Origin of the sequence: Arthrobacter bambusae (assembly GCF_022606295.1) — a bacterium.
Taxonomy (GTDB): Bacteria; Actinomycetota; Actinomycetes; order Actinomycetales; family Micrococcaceae; genus Arthrobacter; species Arthrobacter bambusae_A.
Genome location: NZ_JAHHZS010000002.1, coordinates 219,546 through 240,819, shown reverse-complemented (window position 1 = coordinate 240,819; position 21,274 = coordinate 219,546). Strand labels below are relative to the sequence as shown.

Annotated in this window: 23 protein-coding genes; 6 read left to right on the top strand and 17 right to left on the bottom strand. The window is 63.1% G+C overall.

The genetic code is table 11. The annotated features are described in order from the left end of the window. Window positions 1-111: 111 nt before the first annotated feature. Together KNN17_RS02530 and KNN17_RS02525 are read right to left on the bottom strand one after the other, a co-directional pair. Window positions 112-1,056 carry a hypothetical protein gene (locus KNN17_RS02530; RefSeq protein ID WP_241707358.1) on the bottom strand — a complete coding sequence of 315 codons (945 nt, stop codon included), beginning with the start codon at window positions 1,054-1,056 and terminating at the stop codon, window positions 112-114. 124 nt (window positions 1,057-1,180) lie between these two features. Further along, window positions 1,181-1,474 (bottom strand): DUF503 domain-containing protein, encoded by a 294-nt coding sequence (locus tag KNN17_RS02525; RefSeq protein WP_241707357.1) that lies wholly within the window; start codon window positions 1,472-1,474, stop codon window positions 1,181-1,183. Window positions 1,475-1,555: 81 nt separating this feature from the next. Between KNN17_RS02525 and KNN17_RS02520 the strand changes: the two genes are divergently transcribed. Further along, the gene (locus tag KNN17_RS02520) at window positions 1,556-2,413 is read left to right on the top strand and encodes a DUF1206 domain-containing protein (protein ID WP_241707356.1); all 858 of its coding nucleotides are present in this window, start codon (window positions 1,556-1,558) and stop codon (window positions 2,411-2,413) included. 96 nt (window positions 2,414-2,509) lie between these two features. Here the strand turns inward: KNN17_RS02520 and KNN17_RS02515 are convergent, their stop codons facing one another. From KNN17_RS02515 to KNN17_RS02470, 10 genes are all read right to left on the bottom strand, one after another. Next, window positions 2,510-3,403: a carbohydrate ABC transporter permease gene (locus tag KNN17_RS02515; protein ID WP_078106765.1), complete on the bottom strand. Its 894-nt coding sequence runs from the start codon at window positions 3,401-3,403 to the stop codon at window positions 2,510-2,512. After that, window positions 3,403-4,428, bottom strand: coding sequence for a carbohydrate ABC transporter permease (locus KNN17_RS02510; RefSeq protein WP_241707355.1), 1,026 nt, complete (start codon window positions 4,426-4,428; stop codon window positions 3,403-3,405). The genes KNN17_RS02515 and KNN17_RS02510 overlap by 1 nt, the downstream gene beginning before the upstream one ends. Further along, window positions 4,425-5,834, bottom strand: a complete 1,410-nt coding sequence (ngcE, locus tag KNN17_RS02505; RefSeq protein ID WP_241707354.1) for an N-acetylglucosamine/diacetylchitobiose ABC transporter substrate-binding protein — start codon at window positions 5,832-5,834, stop codon at window positions 4,425-4,427. The genes KNN17_RS02510 and ngcE overlap by 4 nt, the downstream gene beginning before the upstream one ends. A gap of 210 nt (window positions 5,835-6,044) precedes the next feature. After that, window positions 6,045-6,674 carry a hypothetical protein gene (locus KNN17_RS02500; RefSeq protein ID WP_241707353.1) on the bottom strand — a complete coding sequence of 210 codons (630 nt, stop codon included), beginning with the start codon at window positions 6,672-6,674 and terminating at the stop codon, window positions 6,045-6,047. 81 nt (window positions 6,675-6,755) lie between these two features. Further along, the gene (locus KNN17_RS02495) at window positions 6,756-7,157 is read right to left on the bottom strand and encodes an MmcQ/YjbR family DNA-binding protein (RefSeq protein ID WP_078106768.1); all 402 of its coding nucleotides are present in this window, start codon (window positions 7,155-7,157) and stop codon (window positions 6,756-6,758) included. Between the two features lie 43 nt (window positions 7,158-7,200). After that, window positions 7,201-8,043 carry a polysaccharide deacetylase family protein gene (locus KNN17_RS02490; protein WP_241707352.1) on the bottom strand — a complete coding sequence of 281 codons (843 nt, stop codon included), beginning with the start codon at window positions 8,041-8,043 and terminating at the stop codon, window positions 7,201-7,203. 83 nt (window positions 8,044-8,126) lie between these two features. Then, window positions 8,127-8,552, bottom strand: coding sequence for a CoA-binding protein (locus KNN17_RS02485; protein ID WP_241707351.1), 426 nt, complete (start codon window positions 8,550-8,552; stop codon window positions 8,127-8,129). A gap of 12 nt (window positions 8,553-8,564) precedes the next feature. After that, window positions 8,565-9,395, bottom strand: a complete 831-nt coding sequence (locus tag KNN17_RS02480; protein WP_241707350.1) for a hypothetical protein — start codon at window positions 9,393-9,395, stop codon at window positions 8,565-8,567. Beyond that, a complete protein-coding gene (locus tag KNN17_RS02475; protein ID WP_241707349.1) occupies window positions 9,392-9,946 on the bottom strand; it encodes an RNA polymerase sigma factor in 555 nt (184 codons plus the stop codon). Before KNN17_RS02475 ends, KNN17_RS02480 begins: the two co-directional genes overlap by 4 nt. Window positions 9,947-10,337: 391 nt before the next feature. Further along, window positions 10,338-11,627: an adenylosuccinate synthase gene (locus KNN17_RS02470; protein WP_059388506.1), complete on the bottom strand. Its 1,290-nt coding sequence runs from the start codon at window positions 11,625-11,627 to the stop codon at window positions 10,338-10,340. Window positions 11,628-12,072: 445 nt separating this feature from the next. On the opposite strand from KNN17_RS02470, the gene KNN17_RS02465 reads away from it, so the two are divergent. Further along, window positions 12,073-13,764: a phospholipase C gene (locus KNN17_RS02465; RefSeq protein ID WP_241707348.1), complete on the top strand. Its 1,692-nt coding sequence runs from the start codon at window positions 12,073-12,075 to the stop codon at window positions 13,762-13,764. Window positions 13,765-13,994: 230 nt separating this feature from the next. Next, window positions 13,995-14,627, top strand: coding sequence for a uracil-DNA glycosylase (locus KNN17_RS02460; protein ID WP_241707347.1), 633 nt, complete (start codon window positions 13,995-13,997; stop codon window positions 14,625-14,627). Window positions 14,628-14,768: 141 nt separating this feature from the next. On the opposite strand, the gene KNN17_RS02455 is transcribed toward KNN17_RS02460, so the two are convergent. The 3 genes from KNN17_RS02455 to KNN17_RS02445 all read right to left on the bottom strand — a co-directional run bounded on the left by KNN17_RS02455 (window position 14,769) and on the right by KNN17_RS02445 (window position 17,074). Further along, window positions 14,769-15,188 carry a DUF3151 domain-containing protein gene (locus KNN17_RS02455; protein WP_078106777.1) on the bottom strand — a complete coding sequence of 140 codons (420 nt, stop codon included), beginning with the start codon at window positions 15,186-15,188 and terminating at the stop codon, window positions 14,769-14,771. Then, window positions 15,188-16,279, bottom strand: coding sequence for a class II fructose-bisphosphate aldolase (gene fbaA / locus KNN17_RS02450; protein WP_274619636.1), 1,092 nt, complete (start codon window positions 16,277-16,279; stop codon window positions 15,188-15,190). Before fbaA ends, KNN17_RS02455 begins: the two co-directional genes overlap by 1 nt. Window positions 16,280-16,372: 93 nt before the next feature. Further along, window positions 16,373-17,074: a TrmH family RNA methyltransferase gene (locus KNN17_RS02445; RefSeq protein WP_372489610.1), complete on the bottom strand. Its 702-nt coding sequence runs from the start codon at window positions 17,072-17,074 to the stop codon at window positions 16,373-16,375. A gap of 133 nt (window positions 17,075-17,207) precedes the next feature. Here KNN17_RS02445 and KNN17_RS02440 point away from each other — a divergent pair, with 133 nt between their 5' ends. Next, complete coding sequence (locus tag KNN17_RS02440; RefSeq protein ID WP_139359611.1) at window positions 17,208-18,038, top strand: HAD-IIA family hydrolase; 831 nt, start codon at window positions 17,208-17,210, stop codon at window positions 18,036-18,038. An 18-nt stretch (window positions 18,039-18,056) separates the two neighbouring features. Continuing rightward, window positions 18,057-18,749 carry a tyrosine-protein phosphatase gene (locus tag KNN17_RS02435; RefSeq protein ID WP_241707345.1) on the top strand — a complete coding sequence of 231 codons (693 nt, stop codon included), beginning with the start codon at window positions 18,057-18,059 and terminating at the stop codon, window positions 18,747-18,749. 22 nt (window positions 18,750-18,771) lie between these two features. Here the strand turns inward: KNN17_RS02435 and KNN17_RS02430 are convergent, their stop codons facing one another. Then, entirely contained in the window at window positions 18,772-19,824 is a 1,053-nt protein-coding gene (locus tag KNN17_RS02430; protein WP_241707344.1) for a thioesterase domain-containing protein, read from the bottom strand. Between the two features lie 67 nt (window positions 19,825-19,891). Then, entirely contained in the window at window positions 19,892-20,476 is a 585-nt protein-coding gene (gene pyrE / locus KNN17_RS02425; RefSeq protein WP_078106782.1) for an orotate phosphoribosyltransferase, read from the bottom strand. 127 nt (window positions 20,477-20,603) lie between these two features. Here pyrE and KNN17_RS02420 point away from each other — a divergent pair, with 127 nt between their 5' ends. Next, window positions 20,604-21,245, top strand: a complete 642-nt coding sequence (locus KNN17_RS02420) for an NADPH-dependent F420 reductase (RefSeq protein WP_241707343.1) — start codon at window positions 20,604-20,606, stop codon at window positions 21,243-21,245. The last annotated feature ends 29 nt before the right edge of the window (window positions 21,246-21,274 follow it).

The following is a 21,274-nucleotide window of genomic DNA, read 5'->3' as shown; positions in this document are numbered from 1 at the left end:
GCTCCGTAACTGCCGTTTTGACCATTCAGAACGGCAGTTACGTGGGGCCACGCCGGCGAGGGCCCCGGCCTGAGCTCGCGAAGACTGGGAGCCGGTGGGGAGCAATCGTTTTTAAGAGCGGGTTGGACGCCAACCGGCTTGGATCAGTGCGGTCCGGATCTTCGCCACCGCCGGCTTGGCATCGTTCACCATGTGGCGCTTTGAGATCCGGACTTCGGTCCAGCCCAAAACCTCATACCGTTCCGAGCGGCTAATGTCCCGCACCACTTGTGCTTCGTTGCCGTGGCCCTCGCCTTCGTATTCGATGCCGATCCTGTACTTCTTGTAGGACAAGTCAGGCTGCAGGAACCTCCCGCCGTCCCTGGCGTCAACCGGCACGTTGAGTTCGGGTTCCGGTAATCCTGCTCGCGCGATGGCCAGCCGGAGCAATGATTCCTGCGGGGAATCGGAGCCCACACGGATCAGCTGGATGGCCTCCTTGGCTTTGCGCAGGCCGCGCTTGCCCTTGTGGCGATCAATCATCCGCTGAAGATCTTCGAGGGTGCACAACGGCGTGTCTCTTCCTTCGAATTCACCCCGCGGGCTCCGCACACAGCTGTCCCCCATGACCACCAATTCGTCCACGGTCAGCATCTCGGCCATGTCCAGCCAAGTGCGCTCCACGGTGGTGACAGCGACGCCGTCAACCATAGTGACCTCGTCCTCATAGAGCTTCATGCGGTGGCCGACGATGTGTGGACGGTTGAGGTGTGCTGCACCCTCCGGTCTAATCACGTGGAACATCTGTGTTGGCTCCTTCTGGCGACGCCGCGGCAGCTCAAGAAGCTCTGCCGCCGTGAGGTGGGATGCGGCGCATCGCTCATTGACCTCGACGAAAGGGCGTACGCGGACGCACAAGGGGAGTTCCGCCGTCGGGCGCTCCGAACGGATCCCCTTGCCGAGCCTGTTCAGGGACCCGTGCCGCAGACGCCTGGTACTGACACCCTCCCGGGCCGCCTCGGCGATAGTGAACGGCCGTGCCTCAAGGCTCACGGGGAGGCGACGCGGGGTTTTCATGGCCCCATCAGAACAGAAAAGAGTCCAGCCCCGCAGAAGTTATCCACAGCCTCCATCGATTGCTCCGGAACGGTCGTTTTGGGCCTTCAAAACGACCGTTGCTCAGCAATCGATGCAAAAGGAGTCAGTCTTCGCTGTGGAGGTCCCGGCGTCGGGCGCTGAGGAGTTCCAGTTCGGGGCGCGCGGCGACGAAGCGCTCGACGGCGTCGAGCACCTCCACGAGATGAGCCCGGTCTGCTGCCACGGCGCCTGCGCCGATGAGGGCACGGCGATGCTGGTCCAAGTGCCCGGTCTCCGCGGCGGAGACTTCGAATCTCCTTTTCAGCTCGGCGATCACCGGGCGCACGAGGGAACGTTTCTCCTTCAGGCTGTGTACCTCGCCGAGGAGGATGTCGAACTCGATCCACGCGATCCACATGCGCCCATCGTATCCAGTAGTCGCGCTCCCTCCCGCTTCGGAGCCCACGGTGGCAAGATAAGGGCAGACCAAAGGAGCTCCATGGGCACGGACGATCACACGAACAAAGCCGGCAACGCAGTATCCCGGGGCGCAGATTCGGTGGGCGACGCCGTAGACGACGCCAAGGATTCACGGACGGTCCGGGTAGTGGCGCGGGCCGGATTCGTGGCCCTAGGGCTGATACACCTCCTGATCGGAATCATCGCGTTGGGTATCGCGCTCGGCTCATCCGGCCAAGCCGACCAAAGCGGAGCTGTCGGCCAGATGGCCGGAACGCCCGGTGGCATCGTCCTTTTGTGGGCGGGACTAGTGGCCTGCGGTGTCCTCGCGCTCTATATGGCGAGCGACGCCGTGATGGGGTGGAGCGGGGGTGGCAGTTCGAAGCCGTGGATGAATCGGCTCAAGGCAGCCGGGCAGGCCATCGTCTTCGCTGTGGCCGCGGTGACCTTCGGCAGTTTTGCGCTCAGCCATCCAAGCAGCAGCAGCGAGAAATCCCGCTCGACCAGTGCGGACCTCATGTCCAGCACTCCCGGTACTGTCCTCCTGGTGATCATCGGGGTGGCATTGCTGGCAGCCGCGGGCACCTACGTCTTCCTGGGGATCACCCGCAAGTACGAAAAGAACCTGAGGGGGAAACCGTCGGGACTTCTGGGAGACGCGTTCACGGTGCTGGGCGTGGTGGGCTATTGCGCGAAAGGGGTGGCGCTCGGCGCCGTCGGATTGCTCATCCTGATCGCCACGGCCGCGCACGACCCCTCTCAACAGGGCGGCCTCGATTCGGCCCTCAAGGCCTTCCTGAAGCAACCCTTCGGCGCATGGGTGCTGGTGTTCGTGAGCCTCGGACTCATGGCTTACGGGATCTTCTCTTTGTTCCGCTCCCGTTACCAGCGGATCTGACGGCGGCCTCACCTTCGAGTGATGGACAGAAGCGCCCGACGGCGGCCCTCACCTATGGTGGGAACCGCCGCCGGGCGCTTATTTAGCCGGGTTGTGCTACTTGGAGGTGCCTTGAGAGACCGAACCCTGCAGCTGGCGCTGGAAGATGATGTAGACGATCAGCACCGGAACCACCGTGACCGTGACAGCCGCGAACAAGGCGCCGAAGTCCACGGCATAACCCATCTGGCCGGCGAAGGCAGCCAGTCCCTGGGACAGCACGCGCGGCCCGGCAGCGTTGATCGCCACCGGAATCAGGAACTGGTTCCACAGGCCCAGGAAGTTGAAGATGGCCACGGAAGCGAGTCCTGGCTTTGCCATCGGCAGCATGACCTGGAAGAACGTCCGCCACTCGCCTGCTCCGTCCAAGGCGGCCGCCTCCGTGATTTCGTGGGGAAGCGACTTGAAGAAGGAGAAAAGGAAGAACACCGTGAACGGCAGCGCGAAGCCGACATACACCAGGATGAGGCCCGGCAAAGTGTTCAACAAACCGATGTTCCGCATGACGAAGAACAACGGCACCATGGCGAGGAAGATCGGGAAGGTGAGCCCTGCCAGCATGAGGTAGTAGATCGCTTTGCTACCGAAAAAGACATAGCGTCCCAGGACATAGGCGCACATGGCGCCGAGCACCATGACGATCACCAAAGCGGACCCTACGACAATGACGGAGTTGAGGAAGTAGCTCCCGATGCCGGCCTCGGTCCAAGCACGGACGTAGTTGTCGAAACGCCACTGCGAGGGCAGGGCAAACGGCGAGGCGAAGATCTCGCTCGATGTCTTGAAGGAAGACATGAAAGTCCACAGCAGTGGCAGGATCACAATGAGGGACCAGATGCTGAGGGCCGTGTGCGAAACGGCGCCCACCACCCTGTCTCCGGTGGTCAGGGCCGGCTTGCGGGGGTTGAAGTGCAAGGACTTCATGTCCTGGCTGGCAATTTTTGTCGTCATCAGAGGGACACATCCTTGTCGCCACCAGTGAGCCTGTTAACCAGGAACACGAGGCCGGAGAAGATCAGGGTGGCTACGGCGAGCACGACGCCCATGGCGCTGGCCAAGCCGAACTGGCCCTTGGTGAATGCGGTGAAGAAGAGCTGCTGGGACATCACCAAGGTGGAGTTGTCCGGTCCGCCGCCGGAGTTCAGGGCCGCCATGTAGACGAAGGCGTCCAGCGCCAGGATTCCCATATAGATGTAGGCGGTCTGTATGTTGTCCCGGATCAGCGGGATGGTGATGGACACGGCAGTGCGGAAACGCCCGGCCCCGTCAATCCTGGCCGCTTCAAACAGCTCGGCAGGTATGCCCTTGATGCCCGCGACGAACAGGACCATGTAGAAGCCGATGAAGCCCCATACGATCACGAACATCGTGGCGATCATGGCGGTGCTCTTGTCGCCGAGCCAGGCGTAGGACTTGAACTGGTCCATGCCCAGGGATGTGAGGATGCCGTTCAGGAGGCCTCCCGAAGGATCATAGATTTGACCCCACATGATGCCGATGGCGATGGCCGGGATCGTGTAGGGGAAGAAGGACACCACGCGGTAGAAGCTGGAGTTGCGCAAGCCTTTGATCTGGCCCTTGCTGCTGCCCCCCACGGTCACCAAGGTTGCCAGCACAAGGCTGAGGATGATGGTGATGATGGGCAGGAAGATGACCAACAGGATGTTGTTCCCCATGGCCTTCATGAAGACGTCATCCGCAAAGAGCTTTTGGTAGTTCTGAAGGCCGATGAAGTTTTGCTTGGGTGAGAACCCCGACCAGTCGGTCAGCGAGTAGCCGAAGGCCTGGATGAATGGCCAGATCACAAAGATGATGTAGATGGCCAGTGGTACTCCGAGGAAGACCACAAAGAAGCTGATCTTGTCGAACGTCAAGGGCTTGCGCCGCCTCTTGTTGGCGGGTGGTGCGGTTTCCGGAACGACGACGGCGGACGCGCCGTCGCCGACCCGGAGTGTTTTAGCTTTCACTGAAGTCACTTCACTTCAATCTTCGTGACCGAGCTGTCGTTGCGGACCTTGTCGGTAATTTTCTGCAGGTCCGACGTCAGGGTGGCGACGTCGGACTTTCCATCGAGGAACGTGTTCCACACAACCAGTTGGTCTTTGTTCATCCCGTAGAGGTCAACGAAGTTCCACGTGAAGATGTTCGATCCCGCATCGCTGAGCAGCTTGGTCTGGGAAACCAGGGCGGTGGAACCGAAGCCATCGGCGGGAACGGTGTCCTTGACGATGGTGGGGGCCAGCTTTGTCTTGGCAAAGTTGGTGGCAGCATCCTTGGACAGCATGACACGCAGCAGTTCCTTGCCGCCGGCCACATTTTTACCTTGGGACGGAACCACGAACGGCTCGCCGGAAGCGCTGTGCATTGCCGCATAAGGAAGCTTGGATCCCGAAGTCACGGTGGGAACAGGAACGCCAGTCATCTTGAAGCCGGACTTCGTTTGGTCCTTCATCTCGTTTTCTATCCACGAGCCGGACGGGTAGAACACGGCTTCCTGGGCGTTGCTCCACTGCGCCTGCGCCGCGGTGAACTGCGTACCCGAGCCACCCGGTTTGAAGTGGCCGGCCTTGACGATCTTGCCCAAGGCCGTGAAGACGCTTTGGATGGCCGGGTGGGACCACGCGTCCGCTTTCAGGTTTTCAAGGCCAAGGCGAACGTCATCGCCGCCTTCCTTGATGGCGGAAGCGATCGCCATTTCCTGGTAATAGGTGGCCGCTTCCTTGCCCCAGACGAACAGGTACTTGCCTTTGGCCTTGGCCTGCTCGCCGAGCGCGTACATCTCATCCCACGTCTTCGGCACGGTCCAGCCGTTGTCCTTGAGGAATGAATCCGAGTACCACATGGCGTATACCGTCAGCACGTAGTTCAGGGCCGCCAGCTTGCCATTGAAAGTGCCCGGGGCGAGTACTCCGGCGTACAGGGTGTCCTTGATGACCTTGCCTTCGAGGTTCTTGGACTCGACCACGCTCGTGAGATCTTCGAGCTGGGCGAGGATGGTGCTGAAGCCGATCGCCTTGGCGCCGGAGTTGTCGATCAGGTCCGGAGGGTTGCCGCCAACGAATCGCGGCTGCAGTTCCTGCGCGATGTCGGTGGACGGGGAAATCTTGGCGGTGGAACCCGAATGTGCGTTCTCGAAGCTCTTGCCAGCGAATTCGACGTAGTCGATTCCATAGCCGCCCTTGAAGATCACGGCGTCAACGGTGGACTTGTCTGCCATCCCGAACGGATTGGTATCTGACACGGTCCCCGTGGGACCGGTGGTTCCTCCTCCGCCACCGGCTGCGCAGGAGGCCATCGAGCCGGCCAACGGCACAAGCACGGCCGCGGCAAGCGCGCCGCGGAGGAAACCGCGGCGTGCAAAGGACTGCTGCTGAACGTTCATCCTAAAACCCTCCAGAGACTCGTAGTACCGAAACCTGACGGCGCCTCGGCCGGCAGTCGATCGGTCCGGGCACCGCCGCTGCGACGCGCCCTTCGTGTGACATACTTCACCACGAGTGATTGAAAAGCAATATTTGAGGGCAGTTTCAATCAACTTTTGTCAAAATGTGATCTGACAATCGTGCCGCCCAAGAAGGGTCATTTGGGTGTTCTAGCCCCGCAAATTCAAGGATTTTGCGCATTGGGCGACGGCCTCGCGCGCCCATTGCCGCTGTTGCTCTGTTCCTACCCGCTCAGCCCACTGTTCGGCCAGCTGGAACTCGACCATCGCCTCGGTGCGCCGCCCGTCGTCGTACATCGCCCAACCGAGGTTGTTGTGCAAAGAAACCATCCACCGTTTGGTGCGGGAATCCTCGACGGCGGAGGCGTACTCAAGCGCGCTGCGCGTCCATGATTCCTGGTGGCCGGAGTCCGCAATGGCCAGCATGTGAAGCGCGTCCACGGCGAGGAAATCTTCGCCCAGGAGGTCTCCCATCTCGGCGGCTTGCTCAAATAGCGGAACGGCCATGGCAGGGTGGCCCGCCGAGTTGAGCAGGCGGCCGCGCTCAAGGAGAATCCGCACCGCGACGGTCGGTTCCTCTTCGGCGTCGATCCCGTCCAGGAGCGCATCCGCCTCCTCGAAGCGGCCCTGCAGTCCGATGGCCCGGCCCAATTGGGTGGCGAGCTCGGCCTGTTCAAAGGCATCGTAGGCGGGGTCGGTCATGGCTTCGCGGAAGCGGGCTTCCGACAGCGCAGGGTCCTCAAAATTCCACAGTTCATCGAGGGTCTTTTGTTCCAGCATCTGGCTCCTCCTGATTGCTTCGAGGCGATGGAAGGTGCGGTCCACTCACAATCTAGCCGAGCGGCAGACGGGGTCCGCGTGTCAGTCCCTGGCGAGCCGGGCCCAGCCCAATTGCGCCTGCTGCTTCCGGCTCAGTGAGGAAACCACCAGGTCATAGGAGTCCTCCACCATGTCCCGGACCATCGAGTCGGGCAGGGCGCCGTCCAGTCGCACACCATTCCAGTGCGTCTTGTTCATGTGCCAGGCGCCGGTGATTTCCGGATGGGCGGAGCGAAGTTGAGCGGCCAAGGCGGGATCGCATTTGAGGCTCACTGCCAAGTTCTGCTCGTCCAACGCAGAGGCGGCGAACATCTTGCCTTCCTGCTTGGAACCGCCGGACACGGCTGACCTGACCTTGAAGACCGACGTTTCAGGGCCGAACGGGAAGTCTTCGTAGGTCCCGGGGAAGCTCAGGCAGATTTGGCGGAGTGTGGCAGCGTCCATGTAGCGACACTAGCGGAATGCGAGGACGAGCGGACCGGCCGCCTCACGCAACGCCCAGGAAGTCCTCGAGGAGCACCACTTCCAGGCCAGCCGCCACTTGCGCGGAGCGGAAAGCCTCGAAGTCCGCCGCGAACTCGGGACGGAAGTGCATCAGGACGATATCCCCTGGCCGGAGGGAATTGCCGTACTGGTAGTCCATACGGCCGGCATTGGCCTTGGCCTCCCACGTAACGATCGCCTTCAACCCGGCTGCGGCCACGGCCTGCCGCATGACCGCCGAATAGGCGCCTCCGGGAGGCCTGAACAGGGTGGGCTTGCGGCCGTACTGCTGGACCGCGAAATCCTGCATTCCTGCAATGTCCTCAAGCTGCCGCTGGTAGCCCCATTGCGTTGTCATATTGACGTTGTGGCTAACCGTGTGGTTTTCAACCAGGCTCCCCTGGTCCATGAACGCCTTGAAGAATGCGGGGTTGTCCCGGACGGTGTTGCTCGTCAGGAACAGCGTGGCCGGGTAGCCGCTCTCCTTGAGGAGCCGGACGCTTTCCGGCGATTTGACTACCCCGTCGTCGATCGTGAGGAACACCACGGGATGTTTGGTGGGGATCTTGGTGATCACCGGAGCCAGTCCGCCTTGGATGGGCGGCAACGTGAAGTCAGGGACGAAAGGGTTCCGGAGCCGACCCGGACCGGCAGGACTTGGCGTGGGACTCATCGCCGGGCTTGAGGACAACGACGGCGGGGGGACCGCCGTGCCAGGGGCCGCCGTCGGGCCTTCTGCGGACGGACTTCCGGGGGCAGCGCATGCCCCGAGACCGGCCACGAGGGAAGCCCCGAGGAAACCGAGCGCGGTGCGTCGGCTCGCGGTGGAGGGGTAGTCGTCACACATGGCGATTTCCTGGTCTCGAAAGGGGGATGGCCCCCGAAACATACCAGCGGACGGTTAACGGAAAGTGACGCCGTTGGCTGAGGCTAGATGCCGCTCCGCCAGCCCACCTGCGCCGGGCAGGCATTCATGACGACGTCCAAGCCGGCAGCTTTGGCCCGCTCCGCTGCATCCTCGTCAATTACTCCGAGCTGGAGCCACACGGCTTTCGCCCCCACGGCAATCGCTTCGTCCACTACCGCGCCAACGCGCGAGGAGTTCACAAAGCAGTCGACCACGTCGATGGGCTGCTTCTCGAGGGGCACGTCGGCGAGGAACTTGTAGCCGGTCTCGCCATGGACGTCTTCGCCCTTCTGGTTGATCGGGATGATCTCCATGCCAATCGTGTCGCGAACGTAGAGAGCCACTTCGAAGGCCGAGCGCCACTCATTCGTGCTGAGTCCCACGATGGCCCAGCGGCCCTTTGTTCGCATCAGCCGGTCAATGACTGCCGGATCGTTGACGTGTGTCATAGCTCCAGCCTACTAGCGGGACAGGAGTCCGAGCAGCCAGCGCAACGAAGTCCCGGCAGGCTTCACGGACACGTCATCCTGGGCATTCTCAACTGCTTGCTGCACCCCGTTTTGGAGGTCCTTCGCTGTGGGAGCGGAGGGGATGGCGGTTTTGGGTTGCGGAAGGATTCCCTGCGGGTCGTTCTTGGGTCCGCCGTGCTTCGGCGCTTCCGACTGCTCCTGGCTTGTTTGGCTTGCCGGCGCCGGAACGGCCACCGGCGCTACCGGCTGGTGCGCCGCTTCCTCGGTGCTGGCCGGGGCGGGCGCCACGGGATCAGCCGATGGGCCTGCCACAGGGGGCGCTGACCGCGGCAGGTCAACGGGAGCCGGGTTCGTCATGACCTTCGGGGAATCCTGGGCGGGGGCTGGAGGTACTAGCGACGGCGGTGCAGTGGTCCAAGCGGGTGCCCAGCCGGAGATCAGAGTCTGCATGAATTCGGGGGTCCCCTTGCTGAATCCGCCGCTCGCGGCCGCAACGCCACCAACACCCAGTCCCATGGCGGTCAGGACGGCGGCACCAATGACGGCGGGGCGATGCTTGCTTAATTGACGACGCTTGGCGAGCTCGTCGAGGGGAAGGGCGTTTGCCGAGTCACGGGCGGTCGTGGCGGAGCCGTCACCCGGCGTCGAGCCAGCCAACAATGCCGCGAGTGCCGGACCGGGAGCCGGCGCGGGCATTGACGCAAACGATTCCAGCGCCTTCAAGGAATCCGCGAGTTCCGGGGCGTCCGCGAGGTCGGCCTCAAGCATGAGCTCGAGGATGACCGCGTCGCGGTCAATGTCCTTGCAATCCCAACGCATCATGGTGCCACGTATTCCTTTACTACCGAGTGCTCGCGGAGTGCATTCAATGCCCGGCGCTGCAGCTGCTTGACTGCGCCTTGGCTTTTCCCCATGATTTCGGCTGCTTGGTCCACGGTCAGACCGGCAACGATACGGAGCGCCAGGACTTCCCGCTGATCTTCCCGAAGAACGTCCAGCAGCGCCATGACTTCCCCGGGCGCCACGCGGTTCATCGCTTCGGCTTCCGCCGAACTCGACTGGCGCGTGTCACGTTCAGGTTCGAACTCGTGATGTTCCGGCGCCCTGCTTTGCCGGCGATGGTCGTCCACCATCCGGGCATGGGCCACCGAGAACACGAACGTCCGCAGACCGCCGACGCCGCCCGTGATCGTCTCGACGCGCGGCAGGACGGCAAGAAAAACGTCCTGTGTGACAGCTTCGGGATCCGAGACGCCTTTCGCCGTCAGGTAGCCGAGCACCTGGCCGGCAAAGGCCTGGTAGACGGCGCTGAACAGTTCAGCTTCCTGGCCGCGAAGGGCCAGCAATGCTGCATCGGTCAAGGCGTCGGTCACTGAAGCGTGGCTTTCGTTGGGGAGCGAATGTCCGGATCCACGAGAGATCCTCGGTGCCGCCCATGCGCGGCAGGGCCGGGCAACCTCACCTAGCTTAACCGTTGCTCCCGCTACGCCCAAGGACCAACTTTCGGTTCCGGGGGCGTGCCTCTCCCGGACTTTCTGCACATCCACGAAACCCCTTCAGACATGAAAAGGGCCGAGCTGAAACATGATGGGGGACAAATTTCAGCTCGGCCTTTCAAAGAGGTAATCGTCGGGGCACCTCAAAGGGTTACGCGGATTCCAAAAGTTTTTTCGCACCTGTTTTCGGGGCGTCCGGCCCCTGACGCACGACGGCGGGCCGCCCCCGAAAGGGCCGCCCGCCGTCGTCGTAATTCGGCTTTGGTGACTAGTCCTCGATGAGGTCGTGCACCACGATCGTCTGGTCCCGGTCCGGGCCGACGCCGATCGCGGAGAAACGCGTGCCCGAGAGCTTCTCAAGGGCCAGCACGTAGCGGCGGGCGTTCTCGGGGAGGTCTTCGAGCGTCTTGGCGCCGGTGATGTCCTCGGTCCAGCCGTCGAAGTACTCGAAGATCGGCACTGCGTGGTGGAACTCGGTCTGGGTCATGGGCATTTCGTCGTGGCGGACGCCGTCGACGTCGTAGGCCACGCAGACCGGGATCTGTTCGATGCCGGTGAGGACGTCCAGCTTGGTGACGAAGTAGTCCGTGAAGCCATTGACGCGGGACGCGTGGCGGGCCAGGACGGCGTCGTACCAACCGCAGCGACGCGGGCGGCCGGTGTTGACACCGAACTCGCCGCCTGTTTTCTGCAGGTACATGCCCATCTCGTCGAAGAGTTCCGTGGGGAACGGGCCGGCGCCGACGCGGGTGGTGTAGGCCTTGATGATGCCGATGGAACGCGAGATGCGGGTGGGTCCGATGCCCGAGCCAACGGACGCGCCGCCGGCGGTCGGGTTGGACGACGTCACGAACGGGTAGGTGCCATGGTCGACGTCGAGGAACGTGGCCTGGCCGCCTTCCATGAGGACCACCTTGCCTTCGTCCAGTGCGTTGTTGAGGACAAGTGTGCTGTCAATGACCAGCGGCCGCAGGCGTTCGGCGTAGGACAGGAAATACTCCACGATCTCGTCCACCACCACGTTGCGGCGATTGTAGACCTTGACCAGGAGCTCGTTCTTTTGGCGCAGCGAGCCTTCCACCTTCTGGCGGAGGATCGATTCGTCGAAGACATCCTGGACGCGGATACCCAGGCGGGCCACCTTGTCCATGTAGGCCGGGCCAATGCCCCGGCCGGTGGTGCCGATGGCGCGGCTGCCGAGGAAGCGCTCCGTGACCTTGTCCAACACCTGGTGGTACGGCGCAACGAGGTGGGCATTGGCTGAGACGCGCAAACGGGACGTGTCGGCGCCGCGGGCTTCCAGGCCGTCGATCTCCTGGAACAGCGCCTCAAGGTTCACCACGCAGCCGTTGCCGATGATCGGAATCGCGTTGGGGCTCAGAATGCCGGCAGGAAGGAGCTTGAGCTCATACTTCTCACCGCCCACCACAACGGTGTGCCCGGCGTTGTTGCCGCCGTTGGGCTTGACCACGTAGTCAACGCGGCCACCGAGCAGGTCGGTTGCTTTGCCTTTGCCTTCGTCGCCCCACTGGGCTCCGACGATCACGATAGCTGGCATGGGATCCTCCCCCATTCTTTCGGGCCGGTCCTGGCGGGATCACCAAGGCTCAGCGCCGTACATGAGAACGCCCCGAATCTTTCGGCCCTGCCCGAGGACTTCCGCAAAAGTTCACCGGCGAGATCAGCAAGAGTTCCGGGGCTCTTACCAGCCAAGTTTAGCCGATGCCGCTCTTGGACCTCTTGTCACATGGCCGAACGGCGACATGAAAGGAGGGAGGGCACCCTTGAAGTTCCCCGTGAGCAGAATGTGAACTCTTCCCAAACAGTCGGTATTGAGCTCCCAAATCGACCTCCGGGCCCCGAGCAACCGGCTACATTCTTTGTGAATCCTCACCCCCAGCACACCCCAACTGACTCGCATTTGTTGTCGTTATGAGCCTTCTAAACGACAACAAATGCGAGTCAGTTGGGCGGGCACTGCCCGTGACTCTGAAGGGAAGTCCATGAACTTTCGCAACAGGCGCCTCCTCTCAACAGCAGGAGTGAGCGCACTCGCCGCGTCCACGATCGCCGCCGGCCTGATCGGGTTCGGCATGGCGCCGGCTTCGGCCAACAACGACCAAAAGGGAACGGCGACACCCATCAAGCACGTCGTTGTAATTTTCGGCGAGAATGTTTCCTTCGACCACTACTTCGCGACGTATCCGCAAGCGGCCAACATCCCCGGCGAAACCCAGCAGGGTACCGGCGCAGCGGCCCCCGCGTTCACGGCGGCCAAGAACACGCCGAAGAACATCGCCACCCTCGCCCACGACAATCTGTTGGCACCCAACAATCCCAACGCGGTCCAGCCACAACGCCTGACGCCGAGCCAGGCCATCACCTGCGACCAGGACCACGAATACACCGCGGAACAGAAGGCCTACAACGGCGGCCTGATGAACAAGTTCGTCGAGAACACCAGCATGGATACCTGTTCGGGTGGCCAGTTCGGCCGTCCCGGGCTCACCACTGACTACTACGACGGCAACACCGTGACCGGAATCTGGAACTACGCCCAGAACTTCGCCATGAGCGACTCGCACTTCAGCACCGGCTTCGGACCGTCCAGCCCCGGCGCGCTCAACCTGGTGTCCGGCCAGACCCACGGCGTCACGGAATTCACCGCCGCCGGTCAGCCGGTCAAGCCCGCTAGCAGCGATTACACCGTCAAATTCCCCGACGCCAACGGCGTCGGCACCATGACGGAAGACCCGGATCCGGTGTACGACGACTGCTCCAACAAGAGCCACGCGAGCAAGAACAACCTTGCGGGCATGCAGGGCAAGAACATCGGCGATCTCCTCAACGACAAGGGAGTCAGCTGGGGCTGGTTCCAGGGCGGCTTTGCCCCGACGACGGCGGCAACGGACACCACGCCGGCAGCCTGCATGAGCACCCACACCAACGTTTCAGGCGCGACGGTCACGGACTACAGCCCGCACCACCAGCCGTTCCAGTACTACAAGTCAACGTCCAACCCGCACCACCTTGCCCCGGCGAGCGTGGACGAGATCGGGCACAACGGCCAGGCCAACCACCAGTACGACACCTCGGACTTCGCCAAGGTGGTCAACTCGGACAACATGCCTGCCGTCTCGTTCCTGAAGGCGGGAAGCTTCCAGGACGGCCACGCCGGCTACTCCGATCCACTCGACGAGCAGAAGTTCATCACGCAGCAGGTGAACGCCATCCAGAACTCGAAGAACTGGGAAAGCACCGCAGTCGTCCTCGCCTACGATGACTCGGATGGCTGGTACGACCACGTCGCGGCCGGCGTGAAGAACTCCTCCAACACCACTGACGACGCCGCATGGTGCCTCAACGCCTACAACAAGGGTGTCCCGATGGCCGGAGGCTATGCCGACCGTTGCGGCCCCGGCCCCCGCCAGCCGCTCGTGGTGATCTCGCCCTTCGCGAAGAAGAACTTCGTGGACCACACCCAGACGGACCAGTCATCCATCCTTCGCTTCATCGAGGACAACTGGCACACCGGCCAGATCGGCGATTCCTCGGCGGACGCCAAGGCCGGTTCCATCAACGCGATGTTCAACTTCGACAACGGCCGGGACGTGAAGCTCATCCTCAACGAATCGAACGGCACCGTGGTTTCCCGGACCAAGGAAAGCGACGACCAGAACGAGAACAAGCAGTAACAGGCGCTTCCCAAACGGCACCGTTCCGCATCCATCGGGACGGTGCCGTTGCCGTTAACGCACTTGCGCCGTCGAGAGTCCCACCACAGAAGTCCCGATTCACCCCACAGCCCACCGCGGTTCCGGTAGAGTTAACCAGCCCCCAACACTGCACCCAATCCGACCGGTCGCGGCAAACCGCTCCCGGCCGGACAAGTGCGCCTCGCTACACGTAGGAGACCCAAGCCCATATGCAAGACCTGGCGACTGAAACACGCGAAGAGCAGCTCTGGAACCGACGTTTCGAACCCCACATCGCCGAGGTCACGGGGCTTTGCGATTCCCTCAAAGAACAGAAGCCGGGCAGCGAAGTCCTCTACGTAGACCCCGCCCACAGTGTTGACGAGTGCCGTATCATCAGCCTTTTCTCCAACACCCGCAGCACCGAGGGTTCAGGCTTCATCGCCCCGGGTGACGCAGATGCCACCACCCGCATGGTGGGTATGCAGTGGCAATTGGGGCTGCGCCCGGAACTCATGATGCCGTGGAACGTCTACCCGTGGATCGAGCCCGACGGCGAACCGGGCAAGCTGACTCCCGCCAACATCACCGAAGGCCTCAAGCCGCTCCTGCGTCTCCTGGCGATCGTGCCGCGCACCTCAGTGCTGGTAGCCCATGGCAATGAAGCCCATCGTTTGGCAGACCAGCTCATGAAGGCCGCACCGCAGAGCATCCACCGCCGCGGCTTCAAGACGTTCAAGGTCCGCTCGCTGGGTGGACGCTCCTTCGCTGGCTCCCCCACGCGCCAACAGGAGTACCTGGACCTCATCCACGGCGCCTACGCCGAGGCCATGGCCCGGACCGGCCTCACCCCCGTCTCCTAGCCCTCGCCCAACTAACTAGCATTTGTTGTCGTTTTGACGGCTCATAACGGCATTAATTGCGAGTCAGTTGGGCGGGGAAGCGCGACGGCGGCCGCCCACCTCAAAGGTGAGCGGCCGCCGTCGGCGTTTAAGACAGTTGTCCTAGCCTTCGATCGCTGCCTTCGCGGCGGGATCGGAGTCGTTCAGGAACTTCTCGATCCGCTCCGGCTCCTCAGCTTCGCCGATGGCGGCGGATGCCCGGCCGAGGGAGTACAGAGCGCGCAGGAATCCCCTGTTGGGCTCGTGCTCCCACGGGATGGGTCCGACGCCGCGCCAACCGTTGCGGCGCAGCGAATCCAGTCCACGATGGTAACCCACGCGGGAATACGCATAGGAATCGATGGTCCGGCCCTCAGCCCAGGCTTCCTCGGCCAGGATCGCCCACAGCAATGAAGACGTGGGGTACTTGGCCACGAGGTCCAGTGCTTCCTGCCCCAAGGCAAGGTGCTGGTAGATCTCGGTCTCTGCAGGCAGGAGCGTAGGCTCCGGGCCCATCAGGTTCTTGCGGAATTCGTCGGACATTAGAAGGTCTTGCCTACCGAACCGAGTTGCTTTGCGGCTTCCACGATGCGGGCGGCCATGCCGGCTTCGGCGGAGGCGCCCCAGACGCGGGGGTCATAGGTCTTCTTGTTGCCCATTTCGCCGTCGACCTTCAGGACGCCGTCGTAGTTCTTGAACATGTGTCCGGCCACCGGACGGGTGAACGCGTACTGGGTGTCCGTGTCGATGTTCATCTTGATGACACCGTAGGAGACAGCATCCGCGATTTCCTGCTCGGTGGAACCGGAACCGCCGTGGAAGACGAGGTCGAACGGGTTGGTCTTGCCGATCTTCGCGCCGACCTCGGCCTGGATCTGCTTGAGCAGTTCGGGGCGGAGCTTGACGTTGCCCGGCTTGTACACGCCGTGGACGTTGCCGAAGGTCAGCGCGGTCAGGTAGCGGCCGTTCTCGCCGGCGCCGAGTGCCTCGATGGTGGCCAGCGCGTCTTCGGTGGTGGTGTAGAGCTTCTCGTTGATCTCGTTCTCGACGCCGTCTTCCTCGCCGCCGACCGTGCCGATCTCCACCTCGAGGATGATCTTGGCCGCAGCCGCGCGTTCCAGGAGCTCGCGGCCGATCCGGAGGTTCTCGGACAGGGTCTCGTGCGAGCCGTCCCACATGTGCGAGTTGAAGATCGGGTCCTTGCCGGCCTTGACGGCTTCCTCGGAAGCAGAAAGCAGCGGAAGGACGAAATCAGCCAGCTTGTCCTGCGGGCAGTGGTCCGTGTGCAGGGCGATGTTCACGTTGTAGTTCTTGGCGACCTCGCGGGCGAAAGCCGCGAAGCCCAGGGAGCCGGCAACCATGTCCTTGACGGAAGCGCCGGACCAGTAAGCCGCACCACCCGTGGAGACCTGGATGATGCCGTCCGATTCAGCCTCGGCAAAGCCGCGGATGGCGGCGTTCAGGGTCTGCGACGAGGTGACGTTCACTGCCGGAAACGCGTATCCACCGGCCTTCGCGCGGTCGATCATCTCGGAGTAAATCTCTGGGGTTGCGATGGGCATGCTGACTCCTATGCTGATTTTCGTCTGTGGGTTTTGTTGACCCTGGAGTAGACCTATACGGCTAGGCACCATCCTAGCGACTTCGAATCCGGCACCGTGTTTCCGGTCACGGAGACGGGTAACACTTGCGGACGTTTTGCCGGAAGGTCCTCCCGGCCGGATCCCCTAGGAAACCCGCTGGCCGAAGTTGTGGCGGCGGATCCAGGCGTGCATCGCGATGGCCGCGGCCGACGCCGCGTTCATGGAGCGCGTGGAGCCGTACTGCTCGATCGACAGGGTGGCGACGGCGGCGTCGTGCACCTCGGGAGTCAGGCCGGGGCCTTCTTGCCCGAACACGAGCACGCAGTTGCGCGGAAGTTCATAGGTTTCCAGCGGCACGGAATCGGGGAAGATATCGATGCCGATGATGGCCAGCCCCTCCCCCTGCGCCCACTCCACGAAATCCTCCACGGTGGGGTGGTGGCGGACGTGCTGGTAACGATCAGTGACCATGGCCCCGCGACGGTTCCACCGGCGTCGTCCGATGATGTGGACCTCCTTGGCGAGGAACGCATTGGCAGTGCGCACTACGGTGCCGATGTTCAGGTCGTGCTGCCAGTTCTCAATGGCAATGTGGAAATCGTGCCGGTGGGCGTCCAGGTCCGCGACGATCGCTTCGTGCTTCCAGTACCGGTACTTGTCCACGACGTTGCGGCGGTCGCCGTCCGCCAGGAGGTCCGGGTCCCACTGCTCGCCGTCCGGCCAGTCGCCTTCCCAGGGCCCGACGCCGACCTCCGGTTTCGCTTCGGACTCCCCCTCGGTAGACGGGACGATGGTCGGAACATCAGTGTAGTCGGTCGGGGCGGGGGTCTGGGGCCGGTCAGTCACTCCTCAACCCTAGCTCGCGGCATACCGCCTGCGGCGCCGAAACCCGGTGCCGCAACGCAGGACACCCGGGTGTCTCGGAGGCCGAAAGATGAAAGACTTGGGACGAGAACCAGCCACTACGCGGAGGAAAAGCATGGAGAACGCAAGCGAGGCCCCGAAGAGCTCGGCCCTTTACCGCAACGGACACGAAATCGAATGCTGGCTCACGGATATGGACGGTGTCCTCGTCCACGAAAACCAGGCGGTTCCCGGAGCGGCTGAACTGATCCAGCGCTGGGTGGACACCTCCAAGCGATTCCTTGTCCTCACGAACAACTCCATCTTCACGCCGCGGGACCTGGCGGCCCGGCTGAGTTCCTCAGGCTTGGAAATCCCGGAGGAGAACATCTGGACCTCGGCCCTGGCCACGGCACAGTTCCTCAAGGACCAGGTGCAGGGCTCGGAGTCAGGAAACCGCGCCTACACGATCGGCGAGGCAGGGCTCACGACGGCGCTGCACGAGGCCGGCTTCATCCTCACCGACCAGAACCCGGACTTCGTGGTGCTCGGCGAAACGCGCACCTACTCTTTCGAGGCGATCACCATGGCCATCCGGCTGATCCTCGCCGGGGCGCGTTTCATCGCCACCAACCCGGATGCCACCGGCCCGTCGAAGGACGGCCCGATGCCCGCCACGGGCGCCATCGCTGCGCTCATCTCCAAGGCGACCGGCCGCGAGCCCTACATTGTGGGCAAGCCGAATCCCATGATGTTCCGTTCCGCGATGAACCAGATCGACGCGCACTCGGAGACCACGGCAATGATCGGAGACCGCATGGATACGGACATCATCGCGGGCATGGAAGCCGGGCTCCACACCGTCCTGGTGCTCAGCGGCATCACCCAGCGCGAGGACATCGCGGCCTTCCCGTTCCGGCCGAACCAGGTCCTGAACTCGGTAGCGGATCTCAAGAACCAGATCTAAGAAGAAGGGGCTCGTGCCATGGCTGTGCTGAACCTCCGTTCCCTGGCGGGGGGCCGCATTCTGAGGGGCAGCCAGCCGTTTGGCATGGACACCGCGGCGACGGCTGACTTCCTGGAACGTCACGGCATTAAGACGGTGGTGGATCTGCGGAGCGAGTACGAGCGCGCCATCGTGCCATGGCAACTGGCCAACGGCTCGATGTCCAAGGCTCCAGTGGAGCTCGTGGAGAATCCCCTCGATCCGCGTACGGCTTCCGACGGGCTCCAATCAATCCGCACGGCCGAAGACCTCGGCGAGCTCTACCTTGGCTGGGTGCGCACCCGCCCCGATTGGGTGGCCGAATCCTTGCGCCCTGCGGCCCATGGCAAGCGCACGCTCATCCACTGCTCGCTCGGCAAGGACCGCACCGGCGTCGTATCCGCTTTGGCGCTCCTCGCGAGCGGCGCTGGCCACGCGGCTGTTATCGCTGACTACGCCGCAAGCACCGCTGCCCTCCCCACGATGCTCAAAACGATGGCAGCAGCGTGGCGGTTGGCCGTCCCCGAGGTTCCCGAGGAAGCATTCAGTCCCTCGCTCATGCTGCTGCAATCCCCCGAAGCCGCGATGGAATACTTCCTGGACCGTTTCGGGCTCGAGTTCGGCAGCGCGGCGGATTACTTGCGCGACGCCGGCCTCAGCGGTTCCGAGCTGGATGGACTGCGGCGCCGGTAGCGGCGTTCGTGGCGGGCACCGCTCAGTAGAAAACCACCCGCGAGCCGGCCCTGGGCAGCGGAAAGAGTTCGTTCTCCAGGTCCTCGATGATCGGATTGTAGATAAAGGGATTCCACTGTGGACTCGCATGGGCGGGCCGGGCGCCGTCGGTCCTGCGGCCCGTGGACGCGATGTTGAGGGGGAAAGTCTTGGCCCACGCAGCCCGGGCTGTCGCGTAGTTCACCGTGTCATCGTTCGGGTTCCCGATGAAGGCCATGCGGGTATCCCCCAGCCGGTCGACAAACCGCGTGCCGTCGAAGTGGTAGATATAGTCCGATTCGCTCTGGATCAGGACGCTCGACGGCGCGATCGGCGAAAGCTGTTCCAAGGTCTGGTCCCAGATCTGCCCCCAGGTGCGTTCGTGCTTGTTGACCACGCGCTCGCCCAGCTCGTAACCGCCGCGGAGCACCGACGGAACCTGGAAGCCGCTCTCATACAGGAACACGACGCCGTCGAACCAGCTTTGGTCGAGGATGTCGTACTTGCTGAACGGCGATGAATCCAACAGGATCAGCTTGACGCTGACGCCGTTCCGCTCACGCAGGAGCGCGGCCACTTCGGTGGCCAGCATTCCACCGAAACTGTGGCCGTAGAAATACAGGGTGTTCAGCTTGCGCTCGTTGATGTAAGCGAGCACCGCGTCCACCACGTCGGCGACTTCCAACCCCAGGTTGGAGTATCCGACGGCGGCCATCTGGCCCCGCTGCCGGAGCGACCCCCGGAGCGAGTTGAGGATCCATTGGGCCTCTTCCCAGCTGGTCTTGTAACCGGGAAAGAGAATCCAACTCGAGTTGGGGTAGTAGGACTCCGCGACATCGTCTCCCACCGGCAGGATCTTGGTGACGCGACGTTCTGCCTGGACCTGGCGGGTGAACAGCATGTCCGCTGCGAGCGCCGTGGAAGCGCCCGCTCCGATGAGGAAGCTGCGGCGGGAAAAACTCTTCAGCTCGGCAGCTTGCCGGAGAACCCGGGCGAGGGAGCCCGGGTCCTGCCAGCGTTGCTGGTTCCGGGGAAATTTTCCCGCCCGATAGTTCACGCAGCCAGCTTAGGCGCTTCAGCCGACGGGCACACGGTCCCCCAAACCCGCCCAGGCTTGTAAGAAATCAGTCGAGTCCCAGCTCGTCCTTGCCGAAGGCGAAGAGGTACGGCACACCGGTTTCGGCCTCGATCTTTTCCTTGGCGCCCGTGTTGCGGTCCACAATGACGGCCACGGCCACCACGTTGCCACCGGCCTTGCGGACACCCTCGACGGCGGTCAGCGCCGAGCCACCGGTGGTTGAGGTGTCTTCGAGAACCACGACGTTGCGGCCCTCCACCGAGGGACCTTCCACTTGGCGGCCCATGCCGTAGGACTTCTGCGCCTTGCGCACCACGAAGGCGTCAACGGCGCGCCCGGCGTCGGCGGCGGCGTGCATCACGGCGGTTCCGACCGGGTCCGCACCCATGGTCAGGCCACCGGCGCACTCAACGGCGATTCCGGCGTCGTCGATCATGGCAAGCATGACCTGGCCAACCAGCTTCGAAGCCTCGTGGTGGAGGGTGATGCGCCGCAGGTCGATGTAGTAGTCCGCCTCGGCACCGCTGGAAAGGATCACCTTGCCGCGGACGACCGCCAGTTCCTTGATCAATTCAAGAAGGCGGGCACGGGCAGCGGCAGTGGCGGTGGCAGCATCAGAGGCGACAGTCATGGTGCCTATTCTACGTAAAGCCGTTGGACCCAAGGGAATGGACACCGTCACGGAAACCCCACGTCGCCTGCACGTCACTCGCCGTAACCTATGAAATATCTGCGCCGAAGACGGTGTTGCCGCACGTATGACAACAATCGGAATCATCGGTGCAGGACACATTGGCAGCCAAGTCGCCCGCAAGGCGGTCGAACTCGGCTATGACGTAGTGATCAGCAACTCCCGGGGACCGGAAACCCTTGCGGAACTGGTGGCGGAGCTTGGCGCACATGCCCGTGCCGCCACACCGGCCGAGGCGGCAGCGGCGGGCGATTTCGCCGTCGTGACCGTGCCCCTCAGGAGCTACCAGGACATTCCCGTGGAGCCGCTCGCGGGCAAGATTGTGATCGACACGAACAACTACTACTGGGAGCGCGACGGCCGCATCCCTGAGCTGGACAAGGGCGAAGCCACCACGTCCGGTCTGCTGCAGAAGCACTTGCCCACGTCCAAGGTGGCCAAGGGCTTCAACCACATCATGGCGAAGCAGATCGGCACCGACGGCACCCCGGCGGGCACCGAAAACCGCCGCGCGCTGGCCACCGCAAGCGACTACCCCGAGGCCGCCGAACTCGTGGAGAAGCTCTACGACGAGTTCGGCTTCGACACCGTCAACATCGGACCGCTCGACGAGAGCTGGCGCGTGGAGCGCGACCGCCCGGCCTACGTGGTCCGGCAGAACGCCGCCGAGCTCAAGGACAACCTGGCGAAGGCACCACGCACCATCTAGACACCACAACACAGCAGCCGCTTGCCTCC

Bases quoted from the DNA above. Each gene is read 5' to 3' on its own strand.
- KNN17_RS02460 (WP_241707347.1), top strand. From the start codon at position 13,995: ATGCAAGACCTGGCGACTGAAACACGCGAAGAGCAGCTCTGGAACCGA.
- KNN17_RS02420 (WP_241707343.1), top strand. From the start codon at position 20,604: ATGACAACAATCGGAATCATCGGTGCAGGACACATTGGCAGCCAAGTC.
- KNN17_RS02465 (WP_241707348.1), top strand. From the start codon at position 12,073: ATGAACTTTCGCAACAGGCGCCTCCTCTCAACAGCAGGAGTGAGCGCA.
- KNN17_RS02455 (WP_078106777.1), bottom strand. From the start codon at position 15,188: ATGTCCGACGAATTCCGCAAGAACCTGATGGGCCCGGAGCCTACGCTC.
- KNN17_RS02435 (WP_241707345.1), top strand. From the start codon at position 18,057: ATGGCTGTGCTGAACCTCCGTTCCCTGGCGGGGGGCCGCATTCTGAGG.
- KNN17_RS02480 (WP_241707350.1), bottom strand. From the start codon at position 9,395: ATGATGCGTTGGGATTGCAAGGACATTGACCGCGACGCGGTCATCCTC.
- KNN17_RS02530 (WP_241707358.1), bottom strand. From the start codon at position 1,056: ATGAAAACCCCGCGTCGCCTCCCCGTGAGCCTTGAGGCACGGCCGTTC.
- KNN17_RS02440 (WP_139359611.1), top strand. From the start codon at position 17,208: ATGGAGAACGCAAGCGAGGCCCCGAAGAGCTCGGCCCTTTACCGCAAC.
- ngcE (WP_241707354.1), bottom strand. From the start codon at position 5,834: ATGAACGTTCAGCAGCAGTCCTTTGCACGCCGCGGTTTCCTCCGCGGC.
- KNN17_RS02500 (WP_241707353.1), bottom strand. From the start codon at position 6,674: ATGCTGGAACAAAAGACCCTCGATGAACTGTGGAATTTTGAGGACCCT.
- KNN17_RS02515 (WP_078106765.1), bottom strand. From the start codon at position 3,403: ATGACGACAAAAATTGCCAGCCAGGACATGAAGTCCTTGCACTTCAAC.
- KNN17_RS02485 (WP_241707351.1), bottom strand. From the start codon at position 8,552: ATGACACACGTCAACGATCCGGCAGTCATTGACCGGCTGATGCGAACA.
- pyrE (WP_078106782.1), bottom strand. From the start codon at position 20,476: ATGACTGTCGCCTCTGATGCTGCCACCGCCACTGCCGCTGCCCGTGCC.
- KNN17_RS02495 (WP_078106768.1), bottom strand. From the start codon at position 7,157: ATGGACGCTGCCACACTCCGCCAAATCTGCCTGAGCTTCCCCGGGACC.
- KNN17_RS02520 (WP_241707356.1), top strand. From the start codon at position 1,556: ATGGGCACGGACGATCACACGAACAAAGCCGGCAACGCAGTATCCCGG.
- fbaA (WP_274619636.1), bottom strand. From the start codon at position 16,279: ATGGTGCCTAGCCGTATAGGTCTACTCCAGGGTCAACAAAACCCACAG.
- KNN17_RS02525 (WP_241707357.1), bottom strand. From the start codon at position 1,474: ATGTGGATCGCGTGGATCGAGTTCGACATCCTCCTCGGCGAGGTACAC.
- KNN17_RS02470 (WP_059388506.1), bottom strand. From the start codon at position 11,627: ATGCCAGCTATCGTGATCGTCGGAGCCCAGTGGGGCGACGAAGGCAAA.
- KNN17_RS02490 (WP_241707352.1), bottom strand. From the start codon at position 8,043: ATGTGTGACGACTACCCCTCCACCGCGAGCCGACGCACCGCGCTCGGT.